A 23,569-nucleotide genomic window follows, 5' to 3' on the forward strand; every position below is an offset into this window, starting at 1 on the left:
GTCCATCAGCGTGGTGCGGCCTTCGTAGACCACGCCCTCGATGTCGGTCACCCAGATGTTTTCCAGCGGCAGGCCCAGATCGACCATCAGGTCCAGGCACGCCAGCGCCGCAGCGCCCGCGCCGGACGTGACGACCTTGACCTGTTTGATGTCCTTGCCCACGACCTTCAGGCCGTTGATGAAGGCGGCCGACACGGTAATGGCGGTGCCGTGCTGGTCATCGTGAAAGACCGGGATCTTCATGCGTTCGCGCAGCTTGCGCTCGACGGTGAAGCATTCCGGGGCCTTGATGTCTTCAAGGTTGATGCCGCCGAARGTGGCTTCCAGGCCGGCGATGATCTCGACCAGYTTGTCCGGGTCGGTCTCGTTGATTTCGATGTCAAAGACGTCCAGCCCGGCGAACTTCTTGAACAGCACCGCCTTGCCTTCCATGACCGGCTTGGAGGCNTCCGGGTCGGTCTCGTTGATTTCGATGTCAAAGACGTCCAGCCCGGCGAACTTCTTGAACAGCACCGCCTTGCCTTCCATGACCGGCTTGGAGGCCAGAGCGCCGATGTTGCCCAGGCCCAGCACCGCGGTGCCGTTGGAGATCACGCCCACCAGATTGCCGCGGGCGGTGTAGCGGTACACGTTGGACGGGTCAGCCACGATTTCCTCGCAGGCCGCCGCCACGCCGGGCGAATACGCCAGCGCCAGGTCGCGCTGGTTGACGAGCGGCTTGGACGCCACGACGGAGATCTTTCCCGGGGTGGGGAACTCGTGATAGTCCAGGGCTGCCTGGCGGTCGGACGGGTTGTTCATGGGCTGTGGCCTCGCTGTCTTGAATGTGCAAAATTCTAGGGGGGAAGGCATAAGGCGTTCATTCGGATTTAATATCGTCCCATTACGTTTTCCTAATACCTTGTCTATGACAGCCTTTGATCCGGACGCCGTCTTCCGGAAATTGACCTCGCGCCTGAAGATGCGCCACCTGATGCTGCTGCTGCAGATCGAGCAGCACGGGTCGCTGACCCGGGTGGCCGAGCACATGGCGACCAGCCAGCCCGCCGTGACCAATGCGCTGGCCGAACTGGAAAGCATGTTCGGCGTGCCCCTGTTCGACCGGTCGGTGCGGGGCATGACGCCGACGCCGATGGGCGCCGTGGTGCTGGCGCGCGCCCGCGCACTGGTCCACGACCTGGGCCATCTGGTGCAGGAAATGGAAACGGTCGCCGCTGGGCACGCCGCGCACCTGCACATCGGGGTCATTCCCTTCGTGTCGGGCCAGATGCTGTCGGCGGCGATCGGCCGCACCTTGCCGCAGGGCCGGCAACTGACCGCGACCATCCACGAGGGTCAGGGGCCGGCCCTGCTGCGCCAACTGCGCGACCACACGTTGGATGTGGTCGTCGGCTGGGCCACGCCCTCGGTCGACTTGAGCAACATCGGCTTCGAGGTCCTGTACCACCAGCAGCCGCGTCTGATCGCCAGCCGCCGGCTGGCCGCCCGGCTGGGACGGTCGCGCCTGGAATGGAACCGGCTGGCCGATCTGGACTGGATCCTCGGCACGCCGGGCAGCCCGATCCGCGAGCAGGTGGCCGACATCTTCTTGCGCGCTGGCCTGGCTCCGCCGCCGCCGTCCGTGCAAAGCGACTCGTCCAAGCTGATCGGCGAGATGATCGTGGCCAGCGACCGCGCCGTCACGATCCTGCCGGCCGACATTGCCGACGAACTGGTCCGCATCGCGGGCGCGGCCATCGTGCCGTACTCGTTTGACTGGACGCTTCCGCCGATCTCGCTGTTCACGCGGTCCGATGGATTGCGGCGCGACGTCGAGGCGCTTTTTGCGGCGGCGTTGCGCGAGGTCTATCTGAAGGGCTCGCGGCCGATGTGATGCGCCCCGGGCTGGCAGCCCGTCGTATCATGGACGCCGGACTGACCTGTGCGGCCCCCGACTCCCGGCACGGTCACGGGGCCGGTCCCTCCGGGAGGCCGTACGCTATGACGCAGGCGAACACGCAGGCTCCGCAAGCTCCTCGCCCCTGGCACCAGTTCTCCGTCGACGAGACGCTGGACATTCAGGTGACCAGTCCCGCGGGCCTTTCGCAGGACCAGATCCGGCGCAGGCAGGAAACCCACGGCCTGAACGCACTGCCCCCACCCGCCCGCCGCAGCGCCTGGCTGCGATTTCTGGGCCACTTCAATGACGTGCTGATCTACATCCTGCTGGGTGCGGCGGTGGTGACATCGCTGATGGGCCATTGGCTGGATACCGGCGTCATCCTGGCCGTGGCGGTCATCAACGCCGTCATTGGCTATGTGCAGGAAAGCCGGGCCGAACGTTCGCTGGACGGCATCCGCAATATGCTGTCGAACCATGCCCGCGTGGTGCGCGACGGGCAGAAGGAAGAAATCGACGCTCGCGACCTGGTGCCGGGCGACATCGTCATCCTGCGCCCTGGAGACAAGATCCCGGCGGATGTGCGGCTCTTCGATACGCACAATTTCCGCGTCGAGGAATCGATGCTGACGGGTGAATCCACTGTCGTCGAAAAGCACGATGCGCCACTGCCGGGTGATGCGCCGCTGGGCGACCGCCTGAACCTCGGGTTTTCGGGCACTCACGTCAGCGCGGGCAACGCGCGCGGCATCGTCGTGGCCACCGGCAGCGATACTGAAATCGGGCATATCAACCGCATGATGACGGACGTGCAGACGCTGCAGACGCCGCTCCTGCGACAGATGGAGCTGCTGGGCAAGCGCATCTTCCAGGTGGTGCTGGTGATGGTGGTGGCGCTGTTCGTGCTGGGCCGTTACGTGCTCGACATGCCGCTGTCCGACTTGCTGATGTCGTTGATCAGCATCGCCGTGGCCTCCGTGCCGGAAGGCCTGCCGGCCATCATCTCCATCATCCTGTCGCTGGGTGTGCAACGCATGGCGCGCAACCGCGCCATCATCCGCAAACTGCCCACCGTCGAAACGCTGGGCGCAATGACGGTGATCTGCTCGGACAAGACGGGCACCCTGACGATGAATGAGATGACCGCCAAGAACGTGCTGCTGGCGCAGGGCGTTTACCGCGTGTCGGGCGACAACTACCGGCCGGTCGGCGAGATCACCCGTGAATCCGACGGAACGCCCGTGGACTGGCAGCGCGAGGACGCGCTGACGCGCTTCGTGCGTGCCGCGGCCATCTGCAACGACAGCCAGCTGCACGAAGATGCCGATGGGCAGTGGCGCATCGTGGGCGGCCCCACGGAAGGCGCGATGATGGTGCTGGCAACCAAGGCCGGCCAGAGCCTGGAGGGCGTCGCCAAACATGGCAAGGTGCCGTTCGATTCCAGCTACAAGTACATGGCGCGCCGCTGCGACGACCATGATCAGAATGTCATCTACGTCACCGGCGCGCCCGACGTGCTGTTCAAGCTGTGCGCGCACGAACAGGGCGAAGCCGGGCCCCAGCAGCTGCGGCTGGACTACTGGGAGCGCGGCCTGGAGGCCTTTGCGCACCAAGGCCTGCGCACATTGGCGGCGGCGTACAAGCCCGGCACGGCGGGCGCCACGGCGCTGGACCATCCGGACTTTCAGGACGGGCTGGTGTTGCTGGGCGTGGCCGGCATCATGGACCCACCCCGTCCCGAGGCCATCGAGGCCATCGCGCAGTGCAACCAGGCAGGGATCCGCGTGAAGATGATCACGGGCGATCACCCCGAGACCGCGCTGGCGATCGGCGCCATGCTGGGCATGACGCATGTGCGCGAGGCGGTGACCGGCGCCCAGCTGCAGCAGATCGGCGACGATCAGCTCGCCGCGCTCGCGCGCGACCACGATATCTTTGCCCGCACCAGCCCCGAGCACAAGCTGCGCCTGGTGCGTGCGTTGCAAACCATGGGCGAAGTGGTCGGCATGACGGGGGATGGCGTGAACGACGCGCCCGCGCTCAAGCAGGCGGACGTGGGGGTGGCCATGGGCATCAAGGGCACCGAGGTCACCAAAGAGGCCGCCGACATGGTGCTGGCGGACGACAACTTCGCCTCCATTGCCTATGCCGTGCGCGAAGGCCGCCGCGTCTACGACAACCTGAAGAAGACGATCCTGTTCATTCTGCCGACCAACCTGGCGCAGGGACTGCTGGTCATCGTGGCGCTGCTGGCCGGCGCACAGGCGCCGCTGACGCCGCTGCAAATCCTGTGGATGAACATGGCGACCTCCATCACGCTGGCCTTCGGCCTGGCGTTTGAACCGGCCGAACCGGGCATGATGCAGCGCCGGCCGCGCGATCCCGCGAAATCGATCCTGGACGGCTTCGCCATCTGGCGCATCGCGTTCGTGGGGCTGCTCTTCACCACGTCCGCCTTCATCATCGAAAAGAGCCTGATTGCTGCCGGGCGCGATCCAGACTTCATCCGCACTGTCATCCTGCAGACGCTGGTGACGGCGCAATGGACCTATCTGTTCAACTGCCGGCTGCAGGACCGGTGGCCGATCACGCTCAGCATGTTCCGCAACAAGGCGCTGTGGCTGGTCACGATCCTGCTGGGCCTGCTGCAATGCGCACTGATCTACCTGCCCGCGATGAACCAAGTCTTCGGCACCGTACCGCTGCCGCCGGAGTACTGGACGCTGACGCTGGTGGCGGCCGGCGTGCTCTTTTGCGTGGTTGAGGTCGAGAAGCTGGTGCTGCGTACGTGGCGCGCGCGAGGGAACGCCTCCGCACAAAAATGCCAACAAATGTAAAGGCCTCGGCCGCGCGGCCGTGCGCCCTCCTATACTTGCGCCCGCCAAGTTTCACAGGAGGGCCCGCCGCTTGTTCACCATCTCGCCAACCCTTGCGAGCCGCCGCGCGCTTTGCCTGCTGGGGCTCGCCGCGCTGGCCGCGCTTTCAGGCTGCAGTTCGATGCTGGGAGAAGGCACGGGCGCCGCGGCCGGTATCGCCGGCACGGCCATCGCCAACAAGGTGACGGACAACGCCACGGTGGCCACGGGCATCGGCCTGGGCGTGCAGGCCGGCGCGAAGGCCGCGCTGGCCTATGCGCAGCGCCAGACGCGCGGCGAAGAGCAGGACGCGATCGCCAAGGCGGCCGGCGCGCTTGCGGTGGGCAAGGTCGCAAGCTGGAACGTCAAGCATGCGTTGCCGATCGAGGACGACGCGCGCGGCCAGGTCACCGTGAGCCGGCTGATCGGCGGCGGAGACCTTCAATGCAAGGAAGTGGTGTTCTCAGTGGACACGCCCGCCGGCAAGGCGGGCGCCGATCCCGAACGCGAGTTCTACGTCACGACAGTCTGCCGTGACGGCGAAAACTGGCGCTGGGCCAGCGCCGAACCGGCGACCGCCCGCTGGGGTTCGCTGCAGTGACGCGCGCGTTTGGCATGCTGGCGCTGGCCGCCAGCCTGGCGCTCGCGGGCTGCCAGAGCTCCTCGATCGGTCCCGCCACGGGCGCTGTAGTCGGCACGCTGAGCGGCGCAGCCACGGCCAATCCCGTTGCTGGCTTTGCAATTGGCGTGACGGTGCAGGCCGTGGTGGATGCCACGGTGAAGTACGTGCTGCGCGAATGGAAGAGCGACCAGCAGAACGTCATGGCCAATACGGTCGGCGCGCTGCCCATCGGCGAAGTCCGGCAGTGGCAGATCAAGCGCACCCTGCCGGTGGGCAACGAGCGCGGCAGCATCCAGGCGGTGCGCGACATCGACACGCCGCTGGCGCATTGCCGCGAAGTGCTGTTCACGGTGGAGGTGGAAGGCGCCGCCCCCGCCTATGCCAGCACGATCTGCCAGCGCCGGGACGGGCAATGGAAGTGGGCCTCGGCCGAGCCGTCGGTGGCGCGCTGGACAGGGCTGCAATAGCAGGCTTGATCGCGGCAAGCGCGGCGGGCGATACTGGACCGGCCTTTTTCCGCCCCGCCCATTGCCATGCCCGCTGGCCAGTTCCACATGCAACGCAGCGCCATCCCCGGCGTGCAGGCCGTATCGGCCCGCAGCGGGCATGCGTTCGCGCGGCACACGCATGAGCAGTTCGGCATCGGGGTGATGCGCGCGGGCGCCCAGGTATCGCATAGCGGACGCGGCCAGGTCGAGGCCGGACCGGGTTACGTCATCACGGTCAATCCGGGCGAAGTCCATGACGGCGCGCCGATCGGGGACGGTGAACGCGCCTGGCAGATGCTGTATCTGGACTCCGGCGTGGTCGCCGCCTGCACCGCAGACATCGCGGGCGACGGCCCGCCGACGCTTGACGACGCGGGCGTGCTGCTCCCGACGTTGCGCTATGCGTTCGAGCACCCTGCCCGCAACCAGCCGGATCTGGCGGGCCGCGTCCTCGCGCTTTACACGCAGGTCACCGCCGGCGCGTCGAGGCTGGCCTGCGATGCACTCCTGTTGCGCGTTCTGGCGCAGGCGGGCGGCCCGCGCGGCGCGGCCATGGCCCCGCCCGATCGCGATGGCATCCCGGCGTCACTGCGCCATGCGATTGCGCTGATCGACGACGACCCGGCCGCCGCGTTGTCGCTGGCCGATCTGGCCGGCGCCAGCGACCTCTCCCGCTACCAGGTGCTGCGCGCCTTCTCGCGCGCCACGGGGCTGACCCCGCATGCCTACCAGATGCAGCGCCGTCTGCTGCTGGCGCGCCTCCTGATCCGCCAGGGCATGGCGCTGGCCGGCGCGGCCGCGTCAGCCGGTTTTGCCGATCAGAGCCACATGACGCGGCTCTTTGTCCGCGCCTACGGCGTGTCGCCGCACCGGTACGCGTTGGCTACCGGCAACTGATCCGCCTTTCCTGCAATTTCATTCAAGACCGGCGCCGCGCCCGCACGTAGCCTGACCTTTTCCACAGGAAAGGCATGCGATGGCCATCAGCAAACAGCAGCTCGGTTATCTCTATCTGGCGACGGCCATGGTGCTGGTCGGCAGCACCGTGACCGCCAGCAAGATCATTGGCGCGGCCCTGCCGCCCTTCACCGCGACCGCGCTGCGCTTTGCCATCGCGCTGCCCTGTTTCGCGCTGCTGATGGCGGTATCGGGCGCGCGCCTGCCCCGGCTCGCCCGGCGCGACTGGCTGCTGCTGACAGTGCAGGCCGTTGCCGGCAGCGTCGGGTACACGACCCTGCTCATCGCGGGACTGCAACGCACCTCCGCGGTGGACGGCGGGATCATTCTTGGGACGCTCCCGCTGGTCACCGCCGCCATCGCCGTGCTGTTGCTGGGCGAGCGGCCGGGCAAACCGGCCGTGGCCGCGATTGCCCTGGCGGCGTTTGGCGTGTGGCTGATGTCGGGCGACGTGGCTGAACCGGATGCGCAAGGCTCTCTGGCAGGCAACGCGCTGATCGTGGGCGCCGTCGCCTGCGAAGGGCTATTCATCCTGCTGAACAAGCGCCTGCGAACGCCGGTTGCGCCTCTTGCCCTGTCGACGGTGATGGCGGCGTTCGGCTTGGCGTTCTCGGCGGCGGCCAGCCTGATGGAGGCGCCGTGGACGCTGGCCTTCGCGCCGGACGCGGTCGCGGCGATCGCGTATTACGCGCTGGTGCCCACGGTGGGCGGCTTTCTGCTCTGGTATGCGGGCGCGGCGCGCGTGCCCGGCTCGGAGGCGGCGCTGTTCACGGCGCTGGCGCCGTTATCCGCGGTGATGCTGGCGGCCGGCCTGCTGGGCGAACCGCTGTCGGCCATGCAGATTGCCGGCATGGGCTGCGTGCTCGGCGCGGTCATGTTGCTGGGCGGGACGCGGCGCAGCGGGCCGGCCGCACCTACCCGCGGCTGAAGGCCAGCGCAAATTCATCCGAAAAGATATCGGCCAGCGCGTGGCGCAATGCCGCGGCGCGCTCGACGCCGTACGCGGCCTCGAAACGATTCTGCGCGTCCTTCCACAAGCGGCGTGATTCCGCCAGCTTGGCGCGGCCGGTCTCGGTAAGTTCGACCCGGCGGCTGCGGCCGTCCAGCGGGTCGCGCATCATGTGCACATACCCGTCGCGCTGCAAAGGCTTGAGGTTGTGGGCCAGCGCGGACCGGTCCAGCACCATCGCGCGGGCCAGATCGGTCATCGAGGGCGACCCCGCGCGCGCAATGTGCACCAGGATCGAATGCTGCGACACCTTCAGGCCGCAGGGCGCGAGCACGGTGTCGTAGAGCTGGGACACGCGGCGCGTCGCCTTGCGCAGCGCAGCGCCGTTACAGACGAGCGGATCCGGGGGAACGGCGGAGCCGAGGAGCGAGGCGTCGGACATGGCGACCAAAGAAGGAAAATCGGCGGGCAAGGTCATAACGCTACCGCCGGGGCAGGCTCGCGTCCAGCCCGTTATTGACAGATATTGGCATATGCACGTAAATTTTGCCGATCACGTCCTCCGGCCCTTCCCATGCCAGCGACCGTTTCGCCACGTCCCGCCAATGCGCGCTTGCACGCGATGCTGCATGGTCCCATCGCACCCACCCTGGCGCGGCTGGCGTGGCCCAACATCCTGATGATGCTGGCGCAGTCGTCCACCGGCCTGATCGAGACCTGGTTTCTGGCGCGGCTGGGCACGCCGGTGCTGGCCGGCGTGGCGCTCGTCGTGCCGGTCCTGATGCTGATGCAGAACATGTCGCAGGGCGCGATGGGCGGCGGGATTTCCGCGGCGGTGGCGCGCGCCCTGGGAGGCGGCCGGCAACAAGAGGCCGACCAGCTCGTGCTGCACGCGGTCGTGCTGAACGCCTTGCTGGGTCTCGCCTTCTGCGTGCTGCTGCTGGTCTCCGGTCCCGCGCTGTACCGCGCGCTGGGCGCCGAGGGCGAAGCGCTCGATGCCGCGCTGGCGTATTCCAACGTGATCTTCGGCGGCATCATCCTGATGTGGCTGATGAATGCCTTTGCCAGCGCCATTCGCGGCACCGGCAACATGCTGGTGCCAGGCGCGGTCATCTGCGGCGGCGCCCTGCTGCTGATTCCCCTGTCGCCGTGCCTGATCTTCGGATGGGGCCCGTTCCCCGCGCTGGGCGTGGCGGGCGGGGGCTGGGCGCTGGTGATCTATTACGCCGTCCGCACGCTGATCCTGGGCGCCTATTGCGCAAGCGGACGCAACGCGGCACGGCTCGTCGCCAGCCGGCTGCACGGGGCGCTGATGCGCAACATCCTGAGCGTGGGCGCGCTGGCCACCATCAATCCGCTCATGACCAACGCGCTGGTGGCGTTGACTGCCGCGCTGGTAGGCGCCTACGCGGGCGAGGCTGCGGTGGCGGGCTACGGGGTGGCGGTGCGGCTGGAATACCTGCTGATGCCGATCGCGTTCGGGCTGGGCGCGCCCATGGTGGCGATGGTGGGTTCCAACATCGGCGCCGGCCAGCCCGAGCGCGCCCTGCGCATCGCCTTGACGGGCGGGGCGATGGCCTTCGTGCTGGCCGAAGCAATCGGGCTGACGGCGGCGTTTTTCCCCGAAGCGTGGCTGCGCCTGTTCGGCGCGCAGGATCACATGCTGGAGGCGGGCGCCGGCTATCTGCGCATCGTGGGTCCGGTGTACGGCTTCTTTGCGCTGGGGTTCTCGCTGTACTTCGCGTCGCAGGGCGCGGGAAGGCTGAAGTGGCCGCTGACGGCGGGATTTCTGCGGCTCTTGATCGGCATCGGCGCGGGCGGCATCGCGCTGCACGTGACCGGTTCGCTGACGGTGTTCTTCGTGATCTCGGCCGTGGCGATGTGCGTCTACGGCCTGATCATCCTGGCCGCCGTCGCGTCGGGCTCGTGGTTCGACCGCGGCCACCTGCCAGGGCGCCGGCTGTTCGCACGGTGACGCGCGCAGGGGCGTCGGGGACCGGGCCCACGGGCGTTTGGGCCGCATCGCCGGGCGGCGCGTCGCGCAACGCATAGGCCACCAGGTCCGCCGCGTACGCAGGAAGGTCGTCGCGCACGCACAGCACCAGATCGCGTGACGCCCAGGGGTCCGCCAGCGCCACCCGGCTTACCCCCGCCGCGCGGCCATAGCGCACGGCCGCCGCGCGCGGCACGATGGCCACGCCGACGCCCTGCCCCACCATGCGGCAAACGGCATCGAAACTGCGTAGCCGCACGCGATAGGACAGCGCCTTGCCGCTGCGGCGCGCGTGATGCGCAATGTGCTCCTGCAGCGCGCTGCCCTGCACCAGCCCCACGAATTCAAACCCGGCCACGTCCTCCAGCAGCACCTGCGGCTGCGCGGCGAGCGGATGGCCGCGCGGAACGATCAGCGTCAGCGGATCATGACGGAAGATGCGCGTGCGCAGGCCGTGCAGATCGGCCGAGTCCGCCAGCACACCGATGTCGCACGCGCCGGTCCGCAGTGCGTCGGCGATCTCGTGGCTGAGGCGCTCTTCGAGATCGACGGAAATATGCGGATGGTCCTTGAGAAAGGCGCCCAGCACGGGCGGCAGGTATTCGCTGAGCGCCGTCGTGTTGCACAGCACGCGCACGTGGCCCTTGAGCCCGGCCCCGTAATGATCCAGCTCGCCGCGCATGCGGTCGATCTGGCCCAGCACCAGCCGCGCGTGGTGAACCAGCGTGCGTCCGGCGGGCGTGATCTGCACGCCGCGCGGCTCGCGCACCAGCAGCGGCACGCCCAACGCGTCTTCCATGCCGCGGATGCGCTCGCTGGCCGACGCCAGCGTCATGTGCGACCGGCCCGCGCCCGCCGTGATGGAGCCGGTTTCGTGCACGTTCAGGAAAAGGCGTAGGTCGGTCAGGTCAAAGCGCATGGAAAAAAGCGTAGCACGCGAGCCTCAGGCGTATCCATAGCCTGGGTATGACAGATCCCGATAGGCGCGGGCAGGCGAGCGCAGCAGAATGCGTCCATACCCACCCAGAAAGGCGGAAACCATGAACATTTCACTCTTGCGCACCCGTGCCGCGTGCTGGCCGGGCCTGGCGTTGGTCGCACTGGCGCTGCACGCCTCAGGCGTGGCCGAAGCGAACTCCGGGCTTGGCGGCCCCATCACGCCCGCCCAGCAATTTGCGCTGGCGCTGGAAGCCCAGACGCAGGGCGACCATGGCGCGATGCTGACGTGGCTGCGCGCCGCCGCGCGCGCCGACCACCAGCCCGCCCAGCGGATGCTGGGCATGGTGCTGATCGGCGGTCCGGCGTTGTATGGCCCGTCGCTGCCCGCCGACCTGTGCGAGGGGCGCGCGTGGCTGCTGCGCGCCGCCCGCCAGAACGAAGGCCCGTCGCAGGATGTGGCCTACGCCCTATTCGGCCGCCCCAAGGACGCGCTGACCGCGCACTGTGAGCCCGCATGAATCTTCTTGATCCCGCTCTGCTCGCGGCCGTTGTCGCCGTCTTCGTCCTGGCCGGCGTGGTCAAGGGCGTGGTCGGGCTGGGCCTGCCCACCATTTCGATGGCATTGCTGGCGCTGGTGATGGCGCCGGCGCAAGCCGCGGCGCTGCTGATCGTGCCGTCGCTCATCACCAACCTGTGGCAGGCGTTGCCGTGGGTCACGATGCGGACGGTCCTGCGCCGGATCGCCGGCATGCAGGCCGGCGTCTGCGCCGGCACGGTGGCGGGCGCGCTGTGGCTGGGTCCGCCCTCGGGCGAATGGGCCGGCATTTGCCTGGGACTGGCGCTGGTGGCCTACGCCGCCTGGGGGCTGTTTGGCACGCCGCCCACGGTGCTGCCACGGCATGAGCCATGGGTCGGCATCGCGGTCGGCACGGTCACCGGCGTCATCACGGCGGCCACCGGCGTCTTCGTCATCCCGGCCGTGCCCTATCTGCAAGCCCTGAAACTGGACAAGGACGCGCTCATCCAGGCCATGGGGATTTCCTTCACGGTGTCGACCGTGGCGCTGGCCGCGGGACTGTGGCTGAACGGCGGCTACACGGCAGGCGCCGCCAGTGCGTCGCTCCTGATGCTGCTGCCGGCGCTGGCCGGGATGGCGCTGGGACAGCGGCTGCGCAATCGGCTGTCGCCGCGCACGTTCAAGCTGTGCTTCATGATCAGCCTGGCGCTGCTGGGCGCCTACCAGGCCGGGCGCGGGCTGTTGGGGAGCTAGGCAGCCAAGCGGCTTGCGTCGACAGTACCGATCGACACCGACATCTCGCGCCAACGCGCCAGCTCCTGCTGCACCGACTGGATCTTGCTGCGCGCCTGGTCGAAGGAATCGCGGCCCAGGAACAGATGCAGCGGCGCGTACTGCGCCTCGGCGGCCTGGATCAGCGCCTGCGCCGCCTTGACCGGATCGCCGCCCTGGTCCCAGCCCTGCACGCCGCGCGCGGCGAGTTCCGGGGATTCCTCGGCATCGGCCGCGCGCATCGCGCCCGGATAGACGAGCGAAACCCGGATGCCCAGCGGCGCGGCCTCCGCGGCCAGGGATTCGGTCAGCCCGCTGACGGCAAACTTGGCGGCGCTATACGCGCCCCATTCCGGCGCGCGGCCATCGAAGCCAAGGATCGACGAGATATTGAACACATGCCCGCCGCGCTGCGCACGCAGGCGCGGCATGACCGCGCGGATGACGTTCAACACCCCAAACACGTGGGTATCGAACGTGCCGCGCAATTGCGCGTCCGACAAACGGTCTAGCGCGCCTTGCACGCCCTGCCCGGCGCCGTTCACCACGACGTCGATGCCGCCAAATGCTGCCGCCGTGGCGTCCACCGCGCGGCGCACCGCGCGCTCGTCGGGCAGGTTGACCGTCAAGGGCAGGAACCGGCCTTCCAGCTTGGCGCCCACCGCTTCCAGCAACGCATCGCCATCGCCCGACGTGGCCGCGACCTTATGCCCCTGCTCCAGCAGCATTTTGACCAGCGTGACACCCAGCCCCGCCGACACGTCCGTCACCAACCAGATTTTTTCGGTATTCATGCGATTCCCTTTCCGTGCTTGCGGCCCCGGCAAGATGCCTGGCCGCATGGCCGATGCCCCGCGCTCCGCAGAGCCACGGCCGGCGCGGCCCTGGACAGGATAGTAAGAATCGGCCGCGCGGGCGTACAGGCAGGATCTTGCGTGAAACCTGCCTATTTCTACGGCAATGCGATATGGCGGATAATCCGTCTGTTTGCCGCCGCCACGCGCGGCGGGTCACTGCGGGGCTTTTATCCCGCTGCTTTCGGAGTCAGCTATGCATCGCGGCATTGAGGCGATCGAACACTTCATGGAATCCATCGGCCTGACCTGGCAGCCCGGCCGCGTCGCGCGCGCCGAACTGCGCGTCAGCTACCGCATCGGCAATACCCGCCCGCTGGGCATCGACCGGACGCTGGTGGAATTCCACTGCGACGCCAAACGGGCAAAGGTGTGGGTGCCGGAGTTTTCGCGCACCAGTTTCCACCAATGGTTCGAAGTCCCGTACCAGGACTTCGAGTACACGCCCGGCGGGTCCATGCTGAAGATCAAGGCCGCCGCGCGCGGCAACGCGCCACCCTACAGCGTGGGCATCAAGCCGCTGGCCTGATCGCCCCGCCCGGAACGCCGGTCATAGCTGCTTGTACATGATCGTCGTTCCATCCACCTTGGCCGGGTCGAGCGGATCGCGCGCAAAGCCCGGAATCACCCCCACCGTCTGGTAGCCCAGCGACGCATACAGCGGCTCGGCTGAATCGCCCGTGCGCGTGTCCAGCGTGAGCAGGCTGCGATGCAGGCGGCGCGCCATGTCCTCGACTTCGCGCATCAGCCGGCGCGCGATGCCCAGGCGGCGGAAATCCGGATGCACCAGCAGCTTGCGCACCTCGGCGCGGTGCGGCTGGTTGGGCGGTGTGTCGACATCCAGCTGCACAGACCCGGCCACCCGCCCGTCCACGCGCGCCACCCACAGCTTGACCGCCCCGCTCTCGACGCCCGGCAGCACCTTGCGGCGCCAGAACGCCTGCGCGTCGTCATGCGTGTACGGCAGCACAAAGCTGACGCTGGCCCCGCCCTGCACACACGCGTGCAGCAAGGTGGCCAGTTCGGGGGTGGCGGCCGAGGCGGCGTCGGCCGTCAGCAGCGTCAATTCAAGATTTGCAGGGGTCATGGAAAGGCTCAGACGATGAAAAGCAGGTAGCGGGCGCCGCTGTGCGGCGGGGTGACGAAGGCGCTGGCGCCGAATAGCTGGTAGCGCAGGCAGTCGCCGGGCAGCAGGCGATGCGCTTGCCCATCCACCGTGACGGAAAGCTCGCCGTCCAGCATCAGCAGATGGTGTTCAAGGCCTGGTCTCGGGGAGTGGTCGTAACGGATGCTGGCGTCGGCGGCCAATTCGCAGGCCAGCACCTCGCCCGCCAGGCGCTGCGACGGCGGCGACACCGAACGGCGTCGAAAACCCACGCTGTCATCCACCCACAACGCCTGCTCGGCTTCGGGCACGCGGGCGGCAAAGTCGTCCTCGACCATCAGCATGAGGCGCGACATGGTCATGCCATGGGCGGCGCAGAGCTTGCCCAGCACGCTGGCAGTGGGACTGACCTCGCCGTTCTCAAGCCGGGAAAGCGTGGCGCGGCTGATGCCGGCGCGGCCGGCCAGATCGTCCAGCGACCAGCCCCGGTCCTGGCGCAGCGTTTTAAGCCGGGCGGCCAGGCGAAGATCCAGCCCGGCGTCGGCGGTGGCGTTTGTTTGTTCCATATACGGGAATTTATCCCAGATATGAAAACGCGTCGACCGCGTGGTTTCCCCGATGCGCAATCCGTTCGCCCGCCGGACACTACGAGCGACCCGCGCCGGATTCGGCACAATAGCGGTCATGCACTTGGGCAAACTCCTCTACATGACCATCTTTTGCGCGTTGACCTCCGGTTGCTCCCTTCCCTCGCTCGACAAGCGCAGCGTGTCGCAGGGGCTTACCGATGAGGAAGCCGGGGCCACGCCGCTGGGCCAGGCGATCGCCCCGCTGGCCGCCGCGCATCCCGGCAAGTCCGGCATCCACGCCCTCGCCCATCCCCTGGACGCCTTTGCCGCCCGCATGATGCTGGCGCGCGCGGCCGAGCGCAGCCTGGACGTGCAGTACTACATCTGGCACGACGACATGACGGGCATCATGCTGTTCGAGGCGCTGCACGAGGCAGCCGACCGCGGCGTGCGCGTGCGCCTCCTGCTGGACGACAACGGCACGGCGGGACTGGACCGGACGCTGTCCGCGCTGGACGGGCATCCGAACATCGAGGTGCGGCTCTATAACCCCTTCACGCTGCGCTGGCCCAAGCCGCTCGGTTACCTGACGGACTTCAACCGGCTGAATCGCCGGATGCACAACAAATCGTTCACCGCCGACAACCAGGCCACCATCGCCGGCGGCCGCAACATCGGCGACGAGTACTTTGGCGCCACCGACGGCGTGCTGTTCAGGGACATGGACGTGCTGGCCATCGGCGCTGCCGTCAGCGACGTGTCGGCCGACTTCGACCGCTACTGGCGCAGCGATTCCGCCTATCCGGTGGCAGGCATCGTCCGCAAGGCTGCGTCGAACGAACTGGAAGAACTGGAGGCGGACGCGACCGCCGTCGAACAATCGCCCGAGGCCGCGGCCTATGCGCAGGCCATGCGCGACCTGCCCTTCATCCGGCAATTGCTGCGTGGCGAACTGCCGCTGGAATGGTCACGCACCCGCATGGTCAGCGACGATCCCGGCAAGACGCTGGGCACCGCGCCGCGCGAGGCGATGCTGCCGCACCAGTTGCACGAGATCGTGGGCGAGCCGGCGAAGGAACTGCTGCTGGTGTCGCCCTATTTCGTACCCACCGCCGCGGGCACGCAGGCATTCGCCAAGATGGCGCGCAACGGCGTCAAGGTCAGGGTACTGACCAACGCGCTGGAAGCCACCGACGTGGCAGTCGTGCATTCGGGCTACGCCAAGCGCCGCAAGGACCTGCTGGCCGCCGGCGTCGAGCTCTACGAAATGAAGCGCGCGGTGCAGGGCGTCGAGCGCAACAAGAGCATGGGCCCCTTCGGCAGTTCCGGCTCCAGCCTGCACGCCAAGACCTTCGCGGTGGATGGCGAGCGCGTCTTCGTCGGGTCGTTCAATTTCGATCCCCGTTCAGCGCGCTTGAACACCGAGCTGGGCTTCGTGATCGACAGCCCGGCGCTGGCCCGGGGCATCGAGAAATCCTTTGACGAGGAACTGCCCCGCACCGCCTACCGGGTCAAGCTGGACGAAATGGGCAAGCTTTACTGGCTGGAAGAGCGCGACGGCCACACGCTGCGCCACGACCGCGAGCCGGGCGCCAGCCTGCTGCAGCGCGCGACGGTGTGGGTGGCGTCGCTGCTGCCGCTGGAGCCGCTGCTGTAGGGGTGCAATGATCGGAATCCGCAACAAGCGGAGTGGCCCGTTTTTCCGCAAGGCGTAGACTGGACGCAGCTTTATTTGCACCGGTTTTCCATTCAACGACCATGACCACGACGCCCGCCGACGCCCTGCTCGCCCAGCAGGATTGGACCCGCGCCGCCGCCGACCTCGACGCGCACGGCAACGCCATCCTGCCCGCGTTGTTGACGCCTGCGCAATGCAACGGGCTGTCGGACGCCTACGACCTCCATGATCCCTACCGAAGCCGGATCGTGATGGCGCGCCACGGATTCGGCCGCGGCGAATACAAGTATTTCCGCTACCCATTGCCTGACCTGCTTGCCCGCCTGCGCGGCGCGCTTTATATCCAACTGGCGCCCATCGCCAACCGGTGGAACCGGCAGATGGGTATCGCCGTGCAGTATCCGGCGGACCACGCGGATTTTCTTGCGCGCTGCCATGCGGCCGGCCAGCGCCGGCCGACGCCGTTGATCCTGCAGTATGGGCCGGGCGACTTCAACTGCCTGCACCAGGACCTGTATGGCGAGCACGTGTTTCCGCTGCAGGTGGCGGTACTGCTGTCCGCGCCCGGCACGGATTTCACGGGCGGTGAATTCGTCATGACGGAAACCGGCAGCCGCGAGCAGCGCGCCGACGTGCTGCCGCTGCAACAGGGCGATGCGCTGATCTTCACGGTGAACCAGCGCCCGGTTCCCGGCGTGCGCGGGTGGCGCAAGGTGGCCATGCGCCACGGTGTGAGCGAACTGCGGTCGGGACAGCGCCACACGCTGGGCATCATCTTTCACGACGCGGTGTGACATGACCCTGGATCTATTCGGCGGCGACGATCCCGCCCAGCAGGGCCGCGTGATACTCGGCCCGCAATCGGTGGTGCTGCGCGGCTTTGCGCTGCCGACCGTGGACGCACTGCTGGCCGGCGTGGACGACGTGACCGCGCAGTCGCCGTTCCGGCACATGGAGACGCCCGGCGGCTACACGATGTCGGTGGCGTTGACCAATTGCGGCGAGCTCGGTTGGACGACGGACGTCCGCGGCTATCGCTACAGCCGCATCGATCCGGTGTCCGGGCAGCCCTGGCCGGCGATGCCGCAGGCCTTCATGCAATTGGCGCGGGACGCGGCGCGGGAAGCCGGCTTTCCGGACTTCGCGCCGGATGCGTGCCTGGTCAACCGCTACGAACCCGGCTCGCGTCTGTCGCTGCACCAGGACCGCAACGAGCGCGATTTCGGCGCGCCCATCGTGTCGGTGTCGCTGGGCATGCCGGCGATGTTTCTGTTCGGGGGAGACGACCGCGCCGATCGCGCGGCGCGGGTGCCGCTATTTCACGGCGACGTGGTGGTGTGGGGCGGCGTGGACCGCCTGCGGTTTCATGGGGTGATGCCGCTGAAGGACCTGCCGCATCCGCGGCTGGGCAGCCGGCGCATCAACTTCACGATTCGCAAGGCGGGCTAGGGGCGCGCGGCCCGTATTGATCACGCAGCACGCAACTGCACACGCGGGAAATCCACCGGCACGTCGAACGCCACATTCACGTAGTTGGTGAAGAGGTTCAACGCCACATGCGCCAGGATCTCGACGATCTGCTCGTCATTGAAGCCGGCCGCGCGCACCGCCGCCACGTCGGTGTCGGCCACCTGGCCGTGCTGGCGCACCAGCTTCAGCGCAAAGTCCAGCGCCGCGGCGGTCTGCGGATCGTCGGCGCGGCCGGCCTGGGCCGCGGCCATCTGTTCAGCGCTGGCGCCGGCCTTGCGGCCCAGCGCGGTGTGCGCGGCCAGGCAGTATTCGCAGCGGTTGCGGTCGGCAACGGCGACGGCGATCTTTTCCGTCAGTTGCGGGGGCAGCACGCCGCCGCCCAGGGCACCGAACGCGCCCCACATGCTTTTCAGGGCGGCGGGCGAGTTCGCGACGGCGCGGAACATGTTGGGGGTCGCGCCGAAGGCGCCGTGGATCTGGTCAAGCAGCGCCTTGCTGGCAGCGGGAGCAACGGAGGAGTCGATGAGTTGAACGCGGGACATGATGTTTCCTTTCAGTGAGTTGATTCGGTCGTTGTGGGAAAGGCGCCGGTTGGTTTCCTGCTGCCTTTGCGCCAGTATGGGCGGCTCAGGAGTAATATTGGGCACCTATCGTCCACGATTCATATCTATTCGTCCAAGACGCCATGACGCCCTCGCTTGACCGTCTGTCCGCCCTGCTCGACCGGTTCCGCGTGCGGGCGCAGCTGTTCCATGCCGGCCCGCTGTGCGGCCTGAACCGGTTCGCGCCCGAACCCGGGCGCGCCTTCCTGCATGTGCTGCGGCGCGGGGACATGGAGGTTGCGCACCGGGCCGGCAGCGGTCTGCCCCGCCGGCTGCGCGTGGCCGAGCCGACGCTGCTGTTTTACGCACGCCCGGTCCACCATGAATTCCACAACCCGCCCGAGGACGGCTCGGACTTCACCTGCGCCACGCTGCATTTCGAAGGCGGCGACCACCATCCGCTAGTGCGCGCGCTCCCGCCACTGATCGCCTTGCCGCTGGCGCGCGTCGGCGGACTGGAGCAGGCGCTGGCGTTGCTGTTCGCCGAAACCGAACAGGTGCGATGCGGGCAGCGCCTGCTGGCGGACCGCCTGTTTGAAGTGGTGCTGATCCAGCTGTTGCGCTGGCTGATCGACCATCCTGCCGAGGCGGGCATACAGATCGGGTTGATGACGGGTCTTGCCGAACCGCGGCTGGCGCGCGCCCTGGTCGCCATGCACGAGCAGCCTGGCGCGGCGTGGTCGCTGGCGGCGCTGGCCGCCCGCGCGGGGATGTCGCGCAGCGCCTTTGCCGCCGCGTTCAAGAACGTGGTCGGCCAGCCGCCGGCGGACTATCTGGCCGACTGGCGCCTGACGCTGGCGCAGTCGCGCTTGCGGGAAGGCATCGCCGTCAAGACGATCGCCGCCGAGCTGGGCTACGCCAATGCCTCGGCCCTGTCGCGCATCTTCAGCCAGAAGCTCGGCGCGTCCCCGCGGCAATGGCTGGATGCGCGCGCGGGGCAAGGCTGAGCAAGCCTAGGTTGACGATCGTGCAGCCGGCGCAGGCCGGATCGCCGGTGACGCGGCGGCCCAACATGAGGGTTCACCATGTCTGGCGGCGGCCGCGCAGCGGCCCTACTATTGCGCACCCCTCAGGCCCAACCCGTCGGACTGCCATGCCTACCCGCACTGCCCTCGCCCTGCTTTGCACCCTGACCTGCGCGTCCGTTCTGGCGGCCACTCCGCCCGACATCGTCGAGAACTCGCTGGGCATGACGTTCGTGCGCGTGCCGGCGGGCACGTTCCAGATGGGCAGCGACGAAGATCCCGCCACGCTGGCCGCCGCTTATCCGCACTATCCGTCCGATCGCTACGCCCAGCTCTTTGACGAGGCGCCGGTGCACACCGTTCGCATCACGCGGCCGTTCTATCTGGAACGCACCGAAGTCACCGTGGGCCAGTTCCGGCGATTCATCGAAGCGTCCGGCTACGTGCCGGAGTCCGAAGCCGATGGCACCGGCGGCTACGGCTACAACGCCGCGTACGACCCAGAAACATCCGCGTCAGGCGACGCCTTCGAAGGCCGCGATCGCCGGTATTCCTGGCGCAATCCGGGATTTGCGCAGGGCGACGATCACCCCGTGGTGAACATCAGCTGGAACGACGCGCAGGCGCTGGCGCAGTGGCTGACCAAGACGGAAGGCCGCGTGTACCGCCTACCCACCGAAGCCGAATGGGAATATGCCTGCCGCGCCGGCACGCGCACCCGCTACCAGAACGGCGACGATCCGGCCGCGATGCCGGACGTGGGCAACGGCTTTGATGCCGACGCCAGCCCGTTGTGGCCGAAATGGCAGACCTTTGCCTCGCCGCGCCACGACGGCAACGCCTTCACCGCGCCGGTCGCCAGCTACGCGCCCAACGCATTCGGCCTGTACGACATGCACGGCAACGCCTGGGAATGGGTCGCGGACTGGTACGGCGAGGACTACTACGCCAATTCGCCAACCGACGATCCGCAGGGCCCGGCCGCCGGCAACGTGCGCGTGCGGCGCGGCGGCTCGTGGCATACGTGGGCGCTGTACACGCGCTCGTCGTACCGCAACTGGAACACGCAGGAAACGCGCTATCCGCTGGTCGGCCTGCGCCTCTTGCGCGAGGCCGACGCCGCCGACTGACGTAAAAGACTTCCCGGTGGGTTAGCATGGCCGCACGATCCATTTGAAGAGAATCCTGACATGCACACGCTGGGCCGTCTCGTCCTGCTTGTAAACGACTACGACACCGCCATCGCCTTCTACCGGGACAAGCTCGGGATGGAGGTGTCTGTCGACATGCCTGTCGGCCAGCAGCGCTATGTGCATCTGCGTCTGCACGATCAGCCCTCGGTGGGCATGTGGCTGCTGCAAGCCCAGACACAGGCGCAGCGCGATCGCGTGGGCGACCAGACCGGCGGCCAGCCGGTCGGCGTGTTCTACACGGACGACGTGCTGCGCGATCACGCGCACTTTTCGGCCAAGGGCGTGCGCTTCACGCGCGAACCCGTGCACGAAGAGACCGCCGCCTACGCCCACTTCATCGACCTGTACGGCAACGAGTTCGTGCTGGTCCAGTTGAAGCAGCCGGCGTAACAGCCGGACCCGGCGATGGCCTTCGATGCGACCCGCAAAGATTGGATCCGGCGCGCCGCGCCGTCCAGCCGGGTCGAACGCATCGAAGCGTATTTCGGCGGCCACGGCTACGACATGCACCGCCACGATACTTACGCCATAGGCCGCACGCTTGCCGGCGTACAGAGTTTTCATTACCGGCGCGGCATGCGGCACAGCCTGCCGGGCGGCACCATCGTGCTGCATCCCGACGAAGCGCATGATGGCCAGGCCGGCACCGACGCGGGCTTTCACTACCGGATGATCTACGTGGAGCCGGCGCTGATCCAGCAGATCCTGGGCGGCCGCGCGCTACCGTTCATCCGCGACGGCATCAGCGCCGATCCGCGGCTGTACGCGGCCAGCGGCGCGCTGCTCCCGGCCACGGGGCAGGACATCGACCCGCTGCAGGAAGACGACGCGTTGTATGAACTGGCGCACGCGCTGTGTGCCGCCGCGGGCCGCCGGACGGGCCGGCGCGCACCCGACTACGCCGCCGCCGAACGCGCGCGGCACTACATCCATGCGTCGCTGGATCAGCCACTTCTGCTGGACGATCTGGCGCGCGCGGCGGGCACGGATCGCTGGAGCCTGTCACGCGATTTCCGCGCGCTGTTCGGCACCAGCCCGTACCGCTACGTGATGCTGCGGCGCCTGGACCTGGCGCGCCGGCTGATTGCGGCGGGTACGCCGCTGGCGCAGGCCGCCGCAGACGCCGGCTTCACCGATCAAAGTCACCTCACGCGCCGCCATGTGCAGGCTTACGGCATGGCGCCGGACCGCTGGCGGCGGATGCTGAACGGCTGACACGCGGCGCCGGCGGCGCCTCGGCAAAACCTGCTCGATCGTACAAGACGGCACGCCCAGCGCCGCCGTATCGTAAGGCTTTCCATCCCCAAGAGCCTGCCATGTCCGTTCCCGCTTCCATCAATCTTTCAGCCAAGCTGGCCCTGATTAACGACCACTGGATGCCCAAGGTCATCGCGGAGATGAACGACTACCAGTTCAAGCTCGTCAAGCTGAAAGGCGATTTTGTCTGGCACTCGCACGCCGATACAGACGAGACGTTCATCGTCATCGCCGGCCATCTGCGAATCGCACTACGTGACGGCGAGATTGCGCTGGGTCCCGGCGAAATGACGGTGATACCCAAGGGCGTGGAACACAAGCCCTGTGCGCCGCAGGAAGTGCAGCTCATGCTGATCGAGCCGCGCGGCGTCGCGAACACCGGCGACGAAGGCGGCCCGCGCCGCGCGCCCAACGACGTATGGATCTGATCGGCGGCGTTTGCTAACGTGTCGCCCACAGTGAATCCCCAACAGGAGGAAACCATGTCCAAAGTCATGCTGGTCACCGGCGGCAGCCGCGGCATCGGGGCCGCCGTCGCCAAACTGGCCGCGCGCCGCGGCTACGCGGTCGGCGTCAACTACCACGCCAATGCCGGCGCCGCGCAGGCGGTGGTGGACGAGATCGTCCGCGGCGGCGGCAAGGCCGTTGCGATTCAGGCGGATGTCGCCCAGGAAGACCAGGTACTGCGCATGTTCCGCACGCTGGACGAGCATCTGGGCCGCATCGACGCGCTGGTCAACAATGCCGGCATCCTGGAAAAGCAGATGCGTGTGGAGGACATGGACGCCGCCCGGCTGCACCGGGTGCTGTCCACCAATGTCGTCGGCGCGTTCATGTGCGCGCGCGAAGCCGTGCGGCGGATGTCGCCGCGCCACGGCGGCCTGGGCGGCGCCATCGTCAACGTGTCGTCGGCTGCCGCGCGGTTGGGATCACCCAACGAATACGTGGACTACGCCGCGTCCAAGGGTGCAATGGACACACTGACCATCGGGCTTTCCAAGGAAGTCGCGCCCGAAGGCATCCGCGTGAACGGCGTGCGCCCCGGCACGATCTACACCGAGATGCACGCCAGCGGCGGCGAGCCGGGCCGGGTGGACCGGCTGAAAAGCGTCATTCCGCTGCGCCGCGGGGGCACGGTGGAAGAAGTGGCCGGGGCGGTGATGTGGCTGTTCTCGGACGAGGCCGGCTATACCAGTGGCTCGTTCATCGAGGTGTCGGGCGGCAGTTGACGGGCCCCCAGGCAAGACGCCGCCAGGGAGATCCTGTTCCGGTGTCTGACACCCGCTGAGACACCGCGGCAAACCGGAGAGCATCTCCCCAGGGTGTCAGACACCGGCGCCACACAGGACGCGGCGAGCGCACGCTGGTCCGGTGTCTGACACCCGCTGAGACACCGCCGCAGACCGGAGAGCATCTCCCCACGGTGTCAGACACCTGCGCCRCACAGCACGCGGCGAGCGCACGCTGGTCCGGTGTCTGACACCCGCTGAGACACCGCCGCAGACCGGAGAACATCTCCCCAGGGTGTCAGACACCTGCGCCACACAGCACGCGGCGAGCGCACGCTGGTCCGGTGTCTGACACCCGCTGAGACACCGCCGCAGACCGGAGAGCATCTCCCCAGGGTGTCAGACACCTGCGCCACACAGGACGCGGCGAGCGCACGCTGGTCCGGTGTCTGACACCCGCTGAGACGCCGCCGCAAACCGGAGAGCATCTCCCTAGGGTGTCAGACACCTGCGCCGCACAGCACGCGGCGAGCGCACGCTGGTCCGGTGTCTGACACCCGCTGAGACACCGCCGCAAACCGGAGAGCATCTCCCTAGGGTGTCAGACACCTGCGCCGCACAGSACGCGGCGAGCGCACGCTGGTCCGGTGTCTGACACCCGCTGAGACACCGCCGCA

General features: G+C 68.0%; 26 protein-coding genes and 1 pseudogene. 19 read left to right on the forward strand and 8 right to left on the reverse strand.

Annotation, left to right across the window (positions count from 1 at the left end; translation table 11 throughout):
- Together ASD71_RS28310 and ASD71_RS28315 are read right to left on the reverse strand one after the other, a co-directional pair.
- Nucleotides 1–447: malic enzyme-like NAD(P)-binding protein (locus tag ASD71_RS28310; RefSeq protein WP_304438786.1), on the reverse strand; the 447-nt coding region annotated here is incomplete at both ends.
- A gap of 1 nt (nt 448) precedes the next feature.
- Nucleotides 449–801 (reverse strand): annotated as a pseudogene (locus ASD71_RS28315) (NADP-dependent malic enzyme); the annotation flags it as partial.
- Nucleotides 802–907: 106 nt separating this feature from the next.
- Between ASD71_RS28315 and ASD71_RS00110 the strand changes: the two are divergent.
- From ASD71_RS00110 to ASD71_RS00135, 6 genes are all read left to right on the forward strand, one after another.
- Entirely contained in the window at nt 908–1,873 is a 966-nt protein-coding gene (locus ASD71_RS00110) for a LysR substrate-binding domain-containing protein (protein ID WP_056558271.1), read from the forward strand.
- A gap of 107 nt (nt 1,874–1,980) precedes the next feature.
- Nucleotides 1,981–4,716: a cation-transporting P-type ATPase gene (locus ASD71_RS00115; protein WP_056558273.1), complete on the forward strand. Its 2,736-nt coding sequence runs from the start codon at nt 1,981–1,983 to the stop codon at nt 4,714–4,716.
- A 70-nt stretch (nt 4,717–4,786) separates the two neighbouring features.
- Nucleotides 4,787–5,335, forward strand: a complete 549-nt coding sequence (locus tag ASD71_RS00120; RefSeq protein ID WP_056558275.1) for a hypothetical protein — start codon at nt 4,787–4,789, stop codon at nt 5,333–5,335.
- Nucleotides 5,332–5,823, forward strand: coding sequence for a hypothetical protein (locus tag ASD71_RS00125; protein ID WP_056558278.1), 492 nt, complete (start codon nt 5,332–5,334; stop codon nt 5,821–5,823). The genes ASD71_RS00120 and ASD71_RS00125 overlap by 4 nt, the downstream gene beginning before the upstream one ends.
- Before the next feature lie 66 nt (nt 5,824–5,889).
- Nucleotides 5,890–6,741, forward strand: a complete 852-nt coding sequence (locus tag ASD71_RS00130) for an AraC family ligand binding domain-containing protein (RefSeq protein ID WP_056558281.1) — start codon at nt 5,890–5,892, stop codon at nt 6,739–6,741.
- Between the two features lie 79 nt (nt 6,742–6,820).
- On the forward strand, nt 6,821–7,729 hold the full coding sequence (locus tag ASD71_RS00135) for a DMT family transporter (RefSeq protein ID WP_056558284.1): 909 nt from the start codon (nt 6,821–6,823) through the stop codon (nt 7,727–7,729).
- Here the strand turns inward: ASD71_RS00135 and ASD71_RS00140 are convergent.
- Nucleotides 7,716–8,192 (reverse strand): MarR family winged helix-turn-helix transcriptional regulator, encoded by a 477-nt coding sequence (locus ASD71_RS00140; protein ID WP_056566150.1) that lies wholly within the window; start codon nt 8,190–8,192, stop codon nt 7,716–7,718. The genes ASD71_RS00135 and ASD71_RS00140 overlap by 14 nt on opposite strands.
- Before the next feature lie 132 nt (nt 8,193–8,324).
- On the opposite strand from ASD71_RS00140, the gene ASD71_RS00145 reads away from it, so the two are divergent.
- Complete coding sequence (locus ASD71_RS00145; protein ID WP_056558287.1) at nt 8,325–9,725, forward strand: MATE family efflux transporter; 1,401 nt, start codon at nt 8,325–8,327, stop codon at nt 9,723–9,725.
- Here ASD71_RS00145 and ASD71_RS00150 read toward each other — a convergent pair.
- Entirely contained in the window at nt 9,649–10,662 is a 1,014-nt protein-coding gene (locus ASD71_RS00150; protein WP_056558291.1) for a LysR family transcriptional regulator, read from the reverse strand. The genes ASD71_RS00145 and ASD71_RS00150 overlap by 77 nt on opposite strands.
- A 121-nt stretch (nt 10,663–10,783) precedes the next feature.
- Here ASD71_RS00150 and ASD71_RS00155 point away from each other — a divergent pair, with 121 nt between their 5' ends.
- Both ASD71_RS00155 and ASD71_RS00160 read left to right on the forward strand, forming a co-directional pair.
- Nucleotides 10,784–11,200, forward strand: a complete 417-nt coding sequence (locus ASD71_RS00155; protein WP_056558294.1) for a hypothetical protein — start codon at nt 10,784–10,786, stop codon at nt 11,198–11,200.
- Nucleotides 11,197–11,952, forward strand: a complete 756-nt coding sequence (locus tag ASD71_RS00160) for a sulfite exporter TauE/SafE family protein (RefSeq protein ID WP_056558297.1) — start codon at nt 11,197–11,199, stop codon at nt 11,950–11,952. Before ASD71_RS00155 ends, ASD71_RS00160 begins: the two co-directional genes overlap by 4 nt.
- On the opposite strand, the gene ASD71_RS00165 is transcribed toward ASD71_RS00160, so the two are convergent.
- Nucleotides 11,949–12,764: an SDR family NAD(P)-dependent oxidoreductase gene (locus ASD71_RS00165; protein WP_056558299.1), complete on the reverse strand. Its 816-nt coding sequence runs from the start codon at nt 12,762–12,764 to the stop codon at nt 11,949–11,951. The genes ASD71_RS00160 and ASD71_RS00165 overlap by 4 nt on opposite strands.
- Nucleotides 12,765–13,020: 256 nt before the next feature.
- On the opposite strand from ASD71_RS00165, the gene ASD71_RS00170 reads away from it, so the two are divergent.
- Nucleotides 13,021–13,353 carry a hypothetical protein gene (locus tag ASD71_RS00170; protein WP_056558301.1) on the forward strand — a complete coding sequence of 111 codons (333 nt, stop codon included), beginning with the start codon at nt 13,021–13,023 and terminating at the stop codon, nt 13,351–13,353.
- A gap of 21 nt (nt 13,354–13,374) precedes the next feature.
- On the opposite strand, the gene ASD71_RS00175 is transcribed toward ASD71_RS00170, so the two are convergent.
- Both ASD71_RS00175 and ASD71_RS00180 read right to left on the reverse strand, forming a co-directional pair.
- A complete protein-coding gene (locus tag ASD71_RS00175; RefSeq protein WP_056558303.1) occupies nt 13,375–13,911 on the reverse strand; it encodes a GNAT family N-acetyltransferase in 537 nt (178 codons plus the stop codon).
- An 8-nt stretch (nt 13,912–13,919) separates the two neighbouring features.
- Entirely contained in the window at nt 13,920–14,495 is a 576-nt protein-coding gene (locus tag ASD71_RS00180) for a helix-turn-helix domain-containing protein (protein WP_056558306.1), read from the reverse strand.
- Between the two features lie 118 nt (nt 14,496–14,613).
- Here ASD71_RS00180 and ASD71_RS00185 point away from each other — a divergent pair, with 118 nt between their 5' ends.
- From ASD71_RS00185 to alkB, 3 genes are all read left to right on the forward strand, one after another.
- Nucleotides 14,614–16,155 carry a phospholipase D family protein gene (locus ASD71_RS00185; protein WP_156395047.1) on the forward strand — a complete coding sequence of 514 codons (1,542 nt, stop codon included), beginning with the start codon at nt 14,614–14,616 and terminating at the stop codon, nt 16,153–16,155.
- Between the two features lie 101 nt (nt 16,156–16,256).
- Entirely contained in the window at nt 16,257–16,970 is a 714-nt protein-coding gene (locus ASD71_RS00190; protein ID WP_082578727.1) for a 2OG-Fe(II) oxygenase, read from the forward strand.
- 1 nt (nt 16,971) lies between these two features.
- Nucleotides 16,972–17,625, forward strand: a complete 654-nt coding sequence (alkB, locus tag ASD71_RS00195) for a DNA oxidative demethylase AlkB (protein ID WP_056558309.1) — start codon at nt 16,972–16,974, stop codon at nt 17,623–17,625.
- A 20-nt stretch (nt 17,626–17,645) separates the two neighbouring features.
- On the opposite strand, the gene ASD71_RS00200 is transcribed toward alkB, so the two are convergent.
- Nucleotides 17,646–18,188 (reverse strand): carboxymuconolactone decarboxylase family protein, encoded by a 543-nt coding sequence (locus ASD71_RS00200; protein WP_056558312.1) that lies wholly within the window; start codon nt 18,186–18,188, stop codon nt 17,646–17,648.
- 143 nt (nt 18,189–18,331) lie between these two features.
- On the opposite strand from ASD71_RS00200, the gene ASD71_RS00205 reads away from it, so the two are divergent.
- The 6 genes from ASD71_RS00205 (at nt 18,332) to ASD71_RS00230 (ending at nt 22,892) form a co-directional block, all read left to right on the forward strand.
- The gene (locus ASD71_RS00205; protein ID WP_056558315.1) at nt 18,332–19,195 is read left to right on the forward strand and encodes an AraC family transcriptional regulator; all 864 of its coding nucleotides are present in this window, start codon (nt 18,332–18,334) and stop codon (nt 19,193–19,195) included.
- Nucleotides 19,196–19,341: 146 nt separating this feature from the next.
- Complete coding sequence (locus ASD71_RS00210; protein WP_082578728.1) at nt 19,342–20,343, forward strand: formylglycine-generating enzyme family protein; 1,002 nt, start codon at nt 19,342–19,344, stop codon at nt 20,341–20,343.
- 60 nt (nt 20,344–20,403) lie between these two features.
- Nucleotides 20,404–20,796 carry a VOC family protein gene (locus ASD71_RS00215; RefSeq protein ID WP_056558318.1) on the forward strand — a complete coding sequence of 131 codons (393 nt, stop codon included), beginning with the start codon at nt 20,404–20,406 and terminating at the stop codon, nt 20,794–20,796.
- Nucleotides 20,797–20,811: 15 nt separating this feature from the next.
- Nucleotides 20,812–21,621: an AraC family transcriptional regulator gene (locus ASD71_RS00220; protein WP_056558321.1), complete on the forward strand. Its 810-nt coding sequence runs from the start codon at nt 20,812–20,814 to the stop codon at nt 21,619–21,621.
- A 101-nt stretch (nt 21,622–21,722) separates the two neighbouring features.
- Nucleotides 21,723–22,091: a cupin domain-containing protein gene (locus tag ASD71_RS00225; protein ID WP_056558323.1), complete on the forward strand. Its 369-nt coding sequence runs from the start codon at nt 21,723–21,725 to the stop codon at nt 22,089–22,091.
- Nucleotides 22,092–22,145: 54 nt separating this feature from the next.
- Nucleotides 22,146–22,892 (forward strand): SDR family oxidoreductase, encoded by a 747-nt coding sequence (locus ASD71_RS00230; protein ID WP_056558325.1) that lies wholly within the window; start codon nt 22,146–22,148, stop codon nt 22,890–22,892.
- Nucleotides 22,893–23,569 lie beyond the last annotated feature (677 nt).

This window comes from Achromobacter sp. Root565 (assembly GCF_001427425.1).
In the GTDB taxonomy this organism is placed as follows: Bacteria; Pseudomonadota; Gammaproteobacteria; order Burkholderiales; family Burkholderiaceae_B; genus Achromobacter; species Achromobacter spanius_D.

Coding starts and splice junctions, on each gene's coding strand:
- ASD71_RS00110 (WP_056558271.1), top strand. CDS start 908: ATGACAGCCTTTGATCCGGACGCCGTCTTCCGGAAATTGACCTCGCGC.
- ASD71_RS00115 (WP_056558273.1), top strand. CDS start 1,981: ATGACGCAGGCGAACACGCAGGCTCCGCAAGCTCCTCGCCCCTGGCAC.
- ASD71_RS00130 (WP_056558281.1), top strand. CDS start 5,890: ATGCCCGCTGGCCAGTTCCACATGCAACGCAGCGCCATCCCCGGCGTG.
- ASD71_RS00135 (WP_056558284.1), top strand. CDS start 6,821: ATGGCCATCAGCAAACAGCAGCTCGGTTATCTCTATCTGGCGACGGCC.
- ASD71_RS00140 (WP_056566150.1), bottom strand. CDS start 8,192: ATGTCCGACGCCTCGCTCCTCGGCTCCGCCGTTCCCCCGGATCCGCTC.
- ASD71_RS00145 (WP_056558287.1), top strand. CDS start 8,325: ATGCCAGCGACCGTTTCGCCACGTCCCGCCAATGCGCGCTTGCACGCG.
- ASD71_RS00150 (WP_056558291.1), bottom strand. CDS start 10,662: ATGCGCTTTGACCTGACCGACCTACGCCTTTTCCTGAACGTGCACGAA.
- ASD71_RS00155 (WP_056558294.1), top strand. CDS start 10,784: ATGAACATTTCACTCTTGCGCACCCGTGCCGCGTGCTGGCCGGGCCTG.
- ASD71_RS00160 (WP_056558297.1), top strand. CDS start 11,197: ATGAATCTTCTTGATCCCGCTCTGCTCGCGGCCGTTGTCGCCGTCTTC.
- ASD71_RS00165 (WP_056558299.1), bottom strand. CDS start 12,764: ATGAATACCGAAAAAATCTGGTTGGTGACGGACGTGTCGGCGGGGCTG.
- ASD71_RS00170 (WP_056558301.1), top strand. CDS start 13,021: ATGCATCGCGGCATTGAGGCGATCGAACACTTCATGGAATCCATCGGC.
- ASD71_RS00175 (WP_056558303.1), bottom strand. CDS start 13,911: ATGACCCCTGCAAATCTTGAATTGACGCTGCTGACGGCCGACGCCGCC.
- ASD71_RS00180 (WP_056558306.1), bottom strand. CDS start 14,495: ATGGAACAAACAAACGCCACCGCCGACGCCGGGCTGGATCTTCGCCTG.
- ASD71_RS00185 (WP_156395047.1), top strand. CDS start 14,614: ATGCACTTGGGCAAACTCCTCTACATGACCATCTTTTGCGCGTTGACC.
- ASD71_RS00190 (WP_082578727.1), top strand. CDS start 16,257: ATGACCACGACGCCCGCCGACGCCCTGCTCGCCCAGCAGGATTGGACC.
- alkB (WP_056558309.1), top strand. CDS start 16,972: ATGACCCTGGATCTATTCGGCGGCGACGATCCCGCCCAGCAGGGCCGC.
- ASD71_RS00200 (WP_056558312.1), bottom strand. CDS start 18,188: ATGTCCCGCGTTCAACTCATCGACTCCTCCGTTGCTCCCGCTGCCAGC.
- ASD71_RS00205 (WP_056558315.1), top strand. CDS start 18,332: ATGACGCCCTCGCTTGACCGTCTGTCCGCCCTGCTCGACCGGTTCCGC.
- ASD71_RS00210 (WP_082578728.1), top strand. CDS start 19,342: ATGCCTACCCGCACTGCCCTCGCCCTGCTTTGCACCCTGACCTGCGCG.
- ASD71_RS00215 (WP_056558318.1), top strand. CDS start 20,404: ATGCACACGCTGGGCCGTCTCGTCCTGCTTGTAAACGACTACGACACC.
- ASD71_RS00220 (WP_056558321.1), top strand. CDS start 20,812: ATGGCCTTCGATGCGACCCGCAAAGATTGGATCCGGCGCGCCGCGCCG.
- ASD71_RS00225 (WP_056558323.1), top strand. CDS start 21,723: ATGTCCGTTCCCGCTTCCATCAATCTTTCAGCCAAGCTGGCCCTGATT.
- ASD71_RS00230 (WP_056558325.1), top strand. CDS start 22,146: ATGTCCAAAGTCATGCTGGTCACCGGCGGCAGCCGCGGCATCGGGGCC.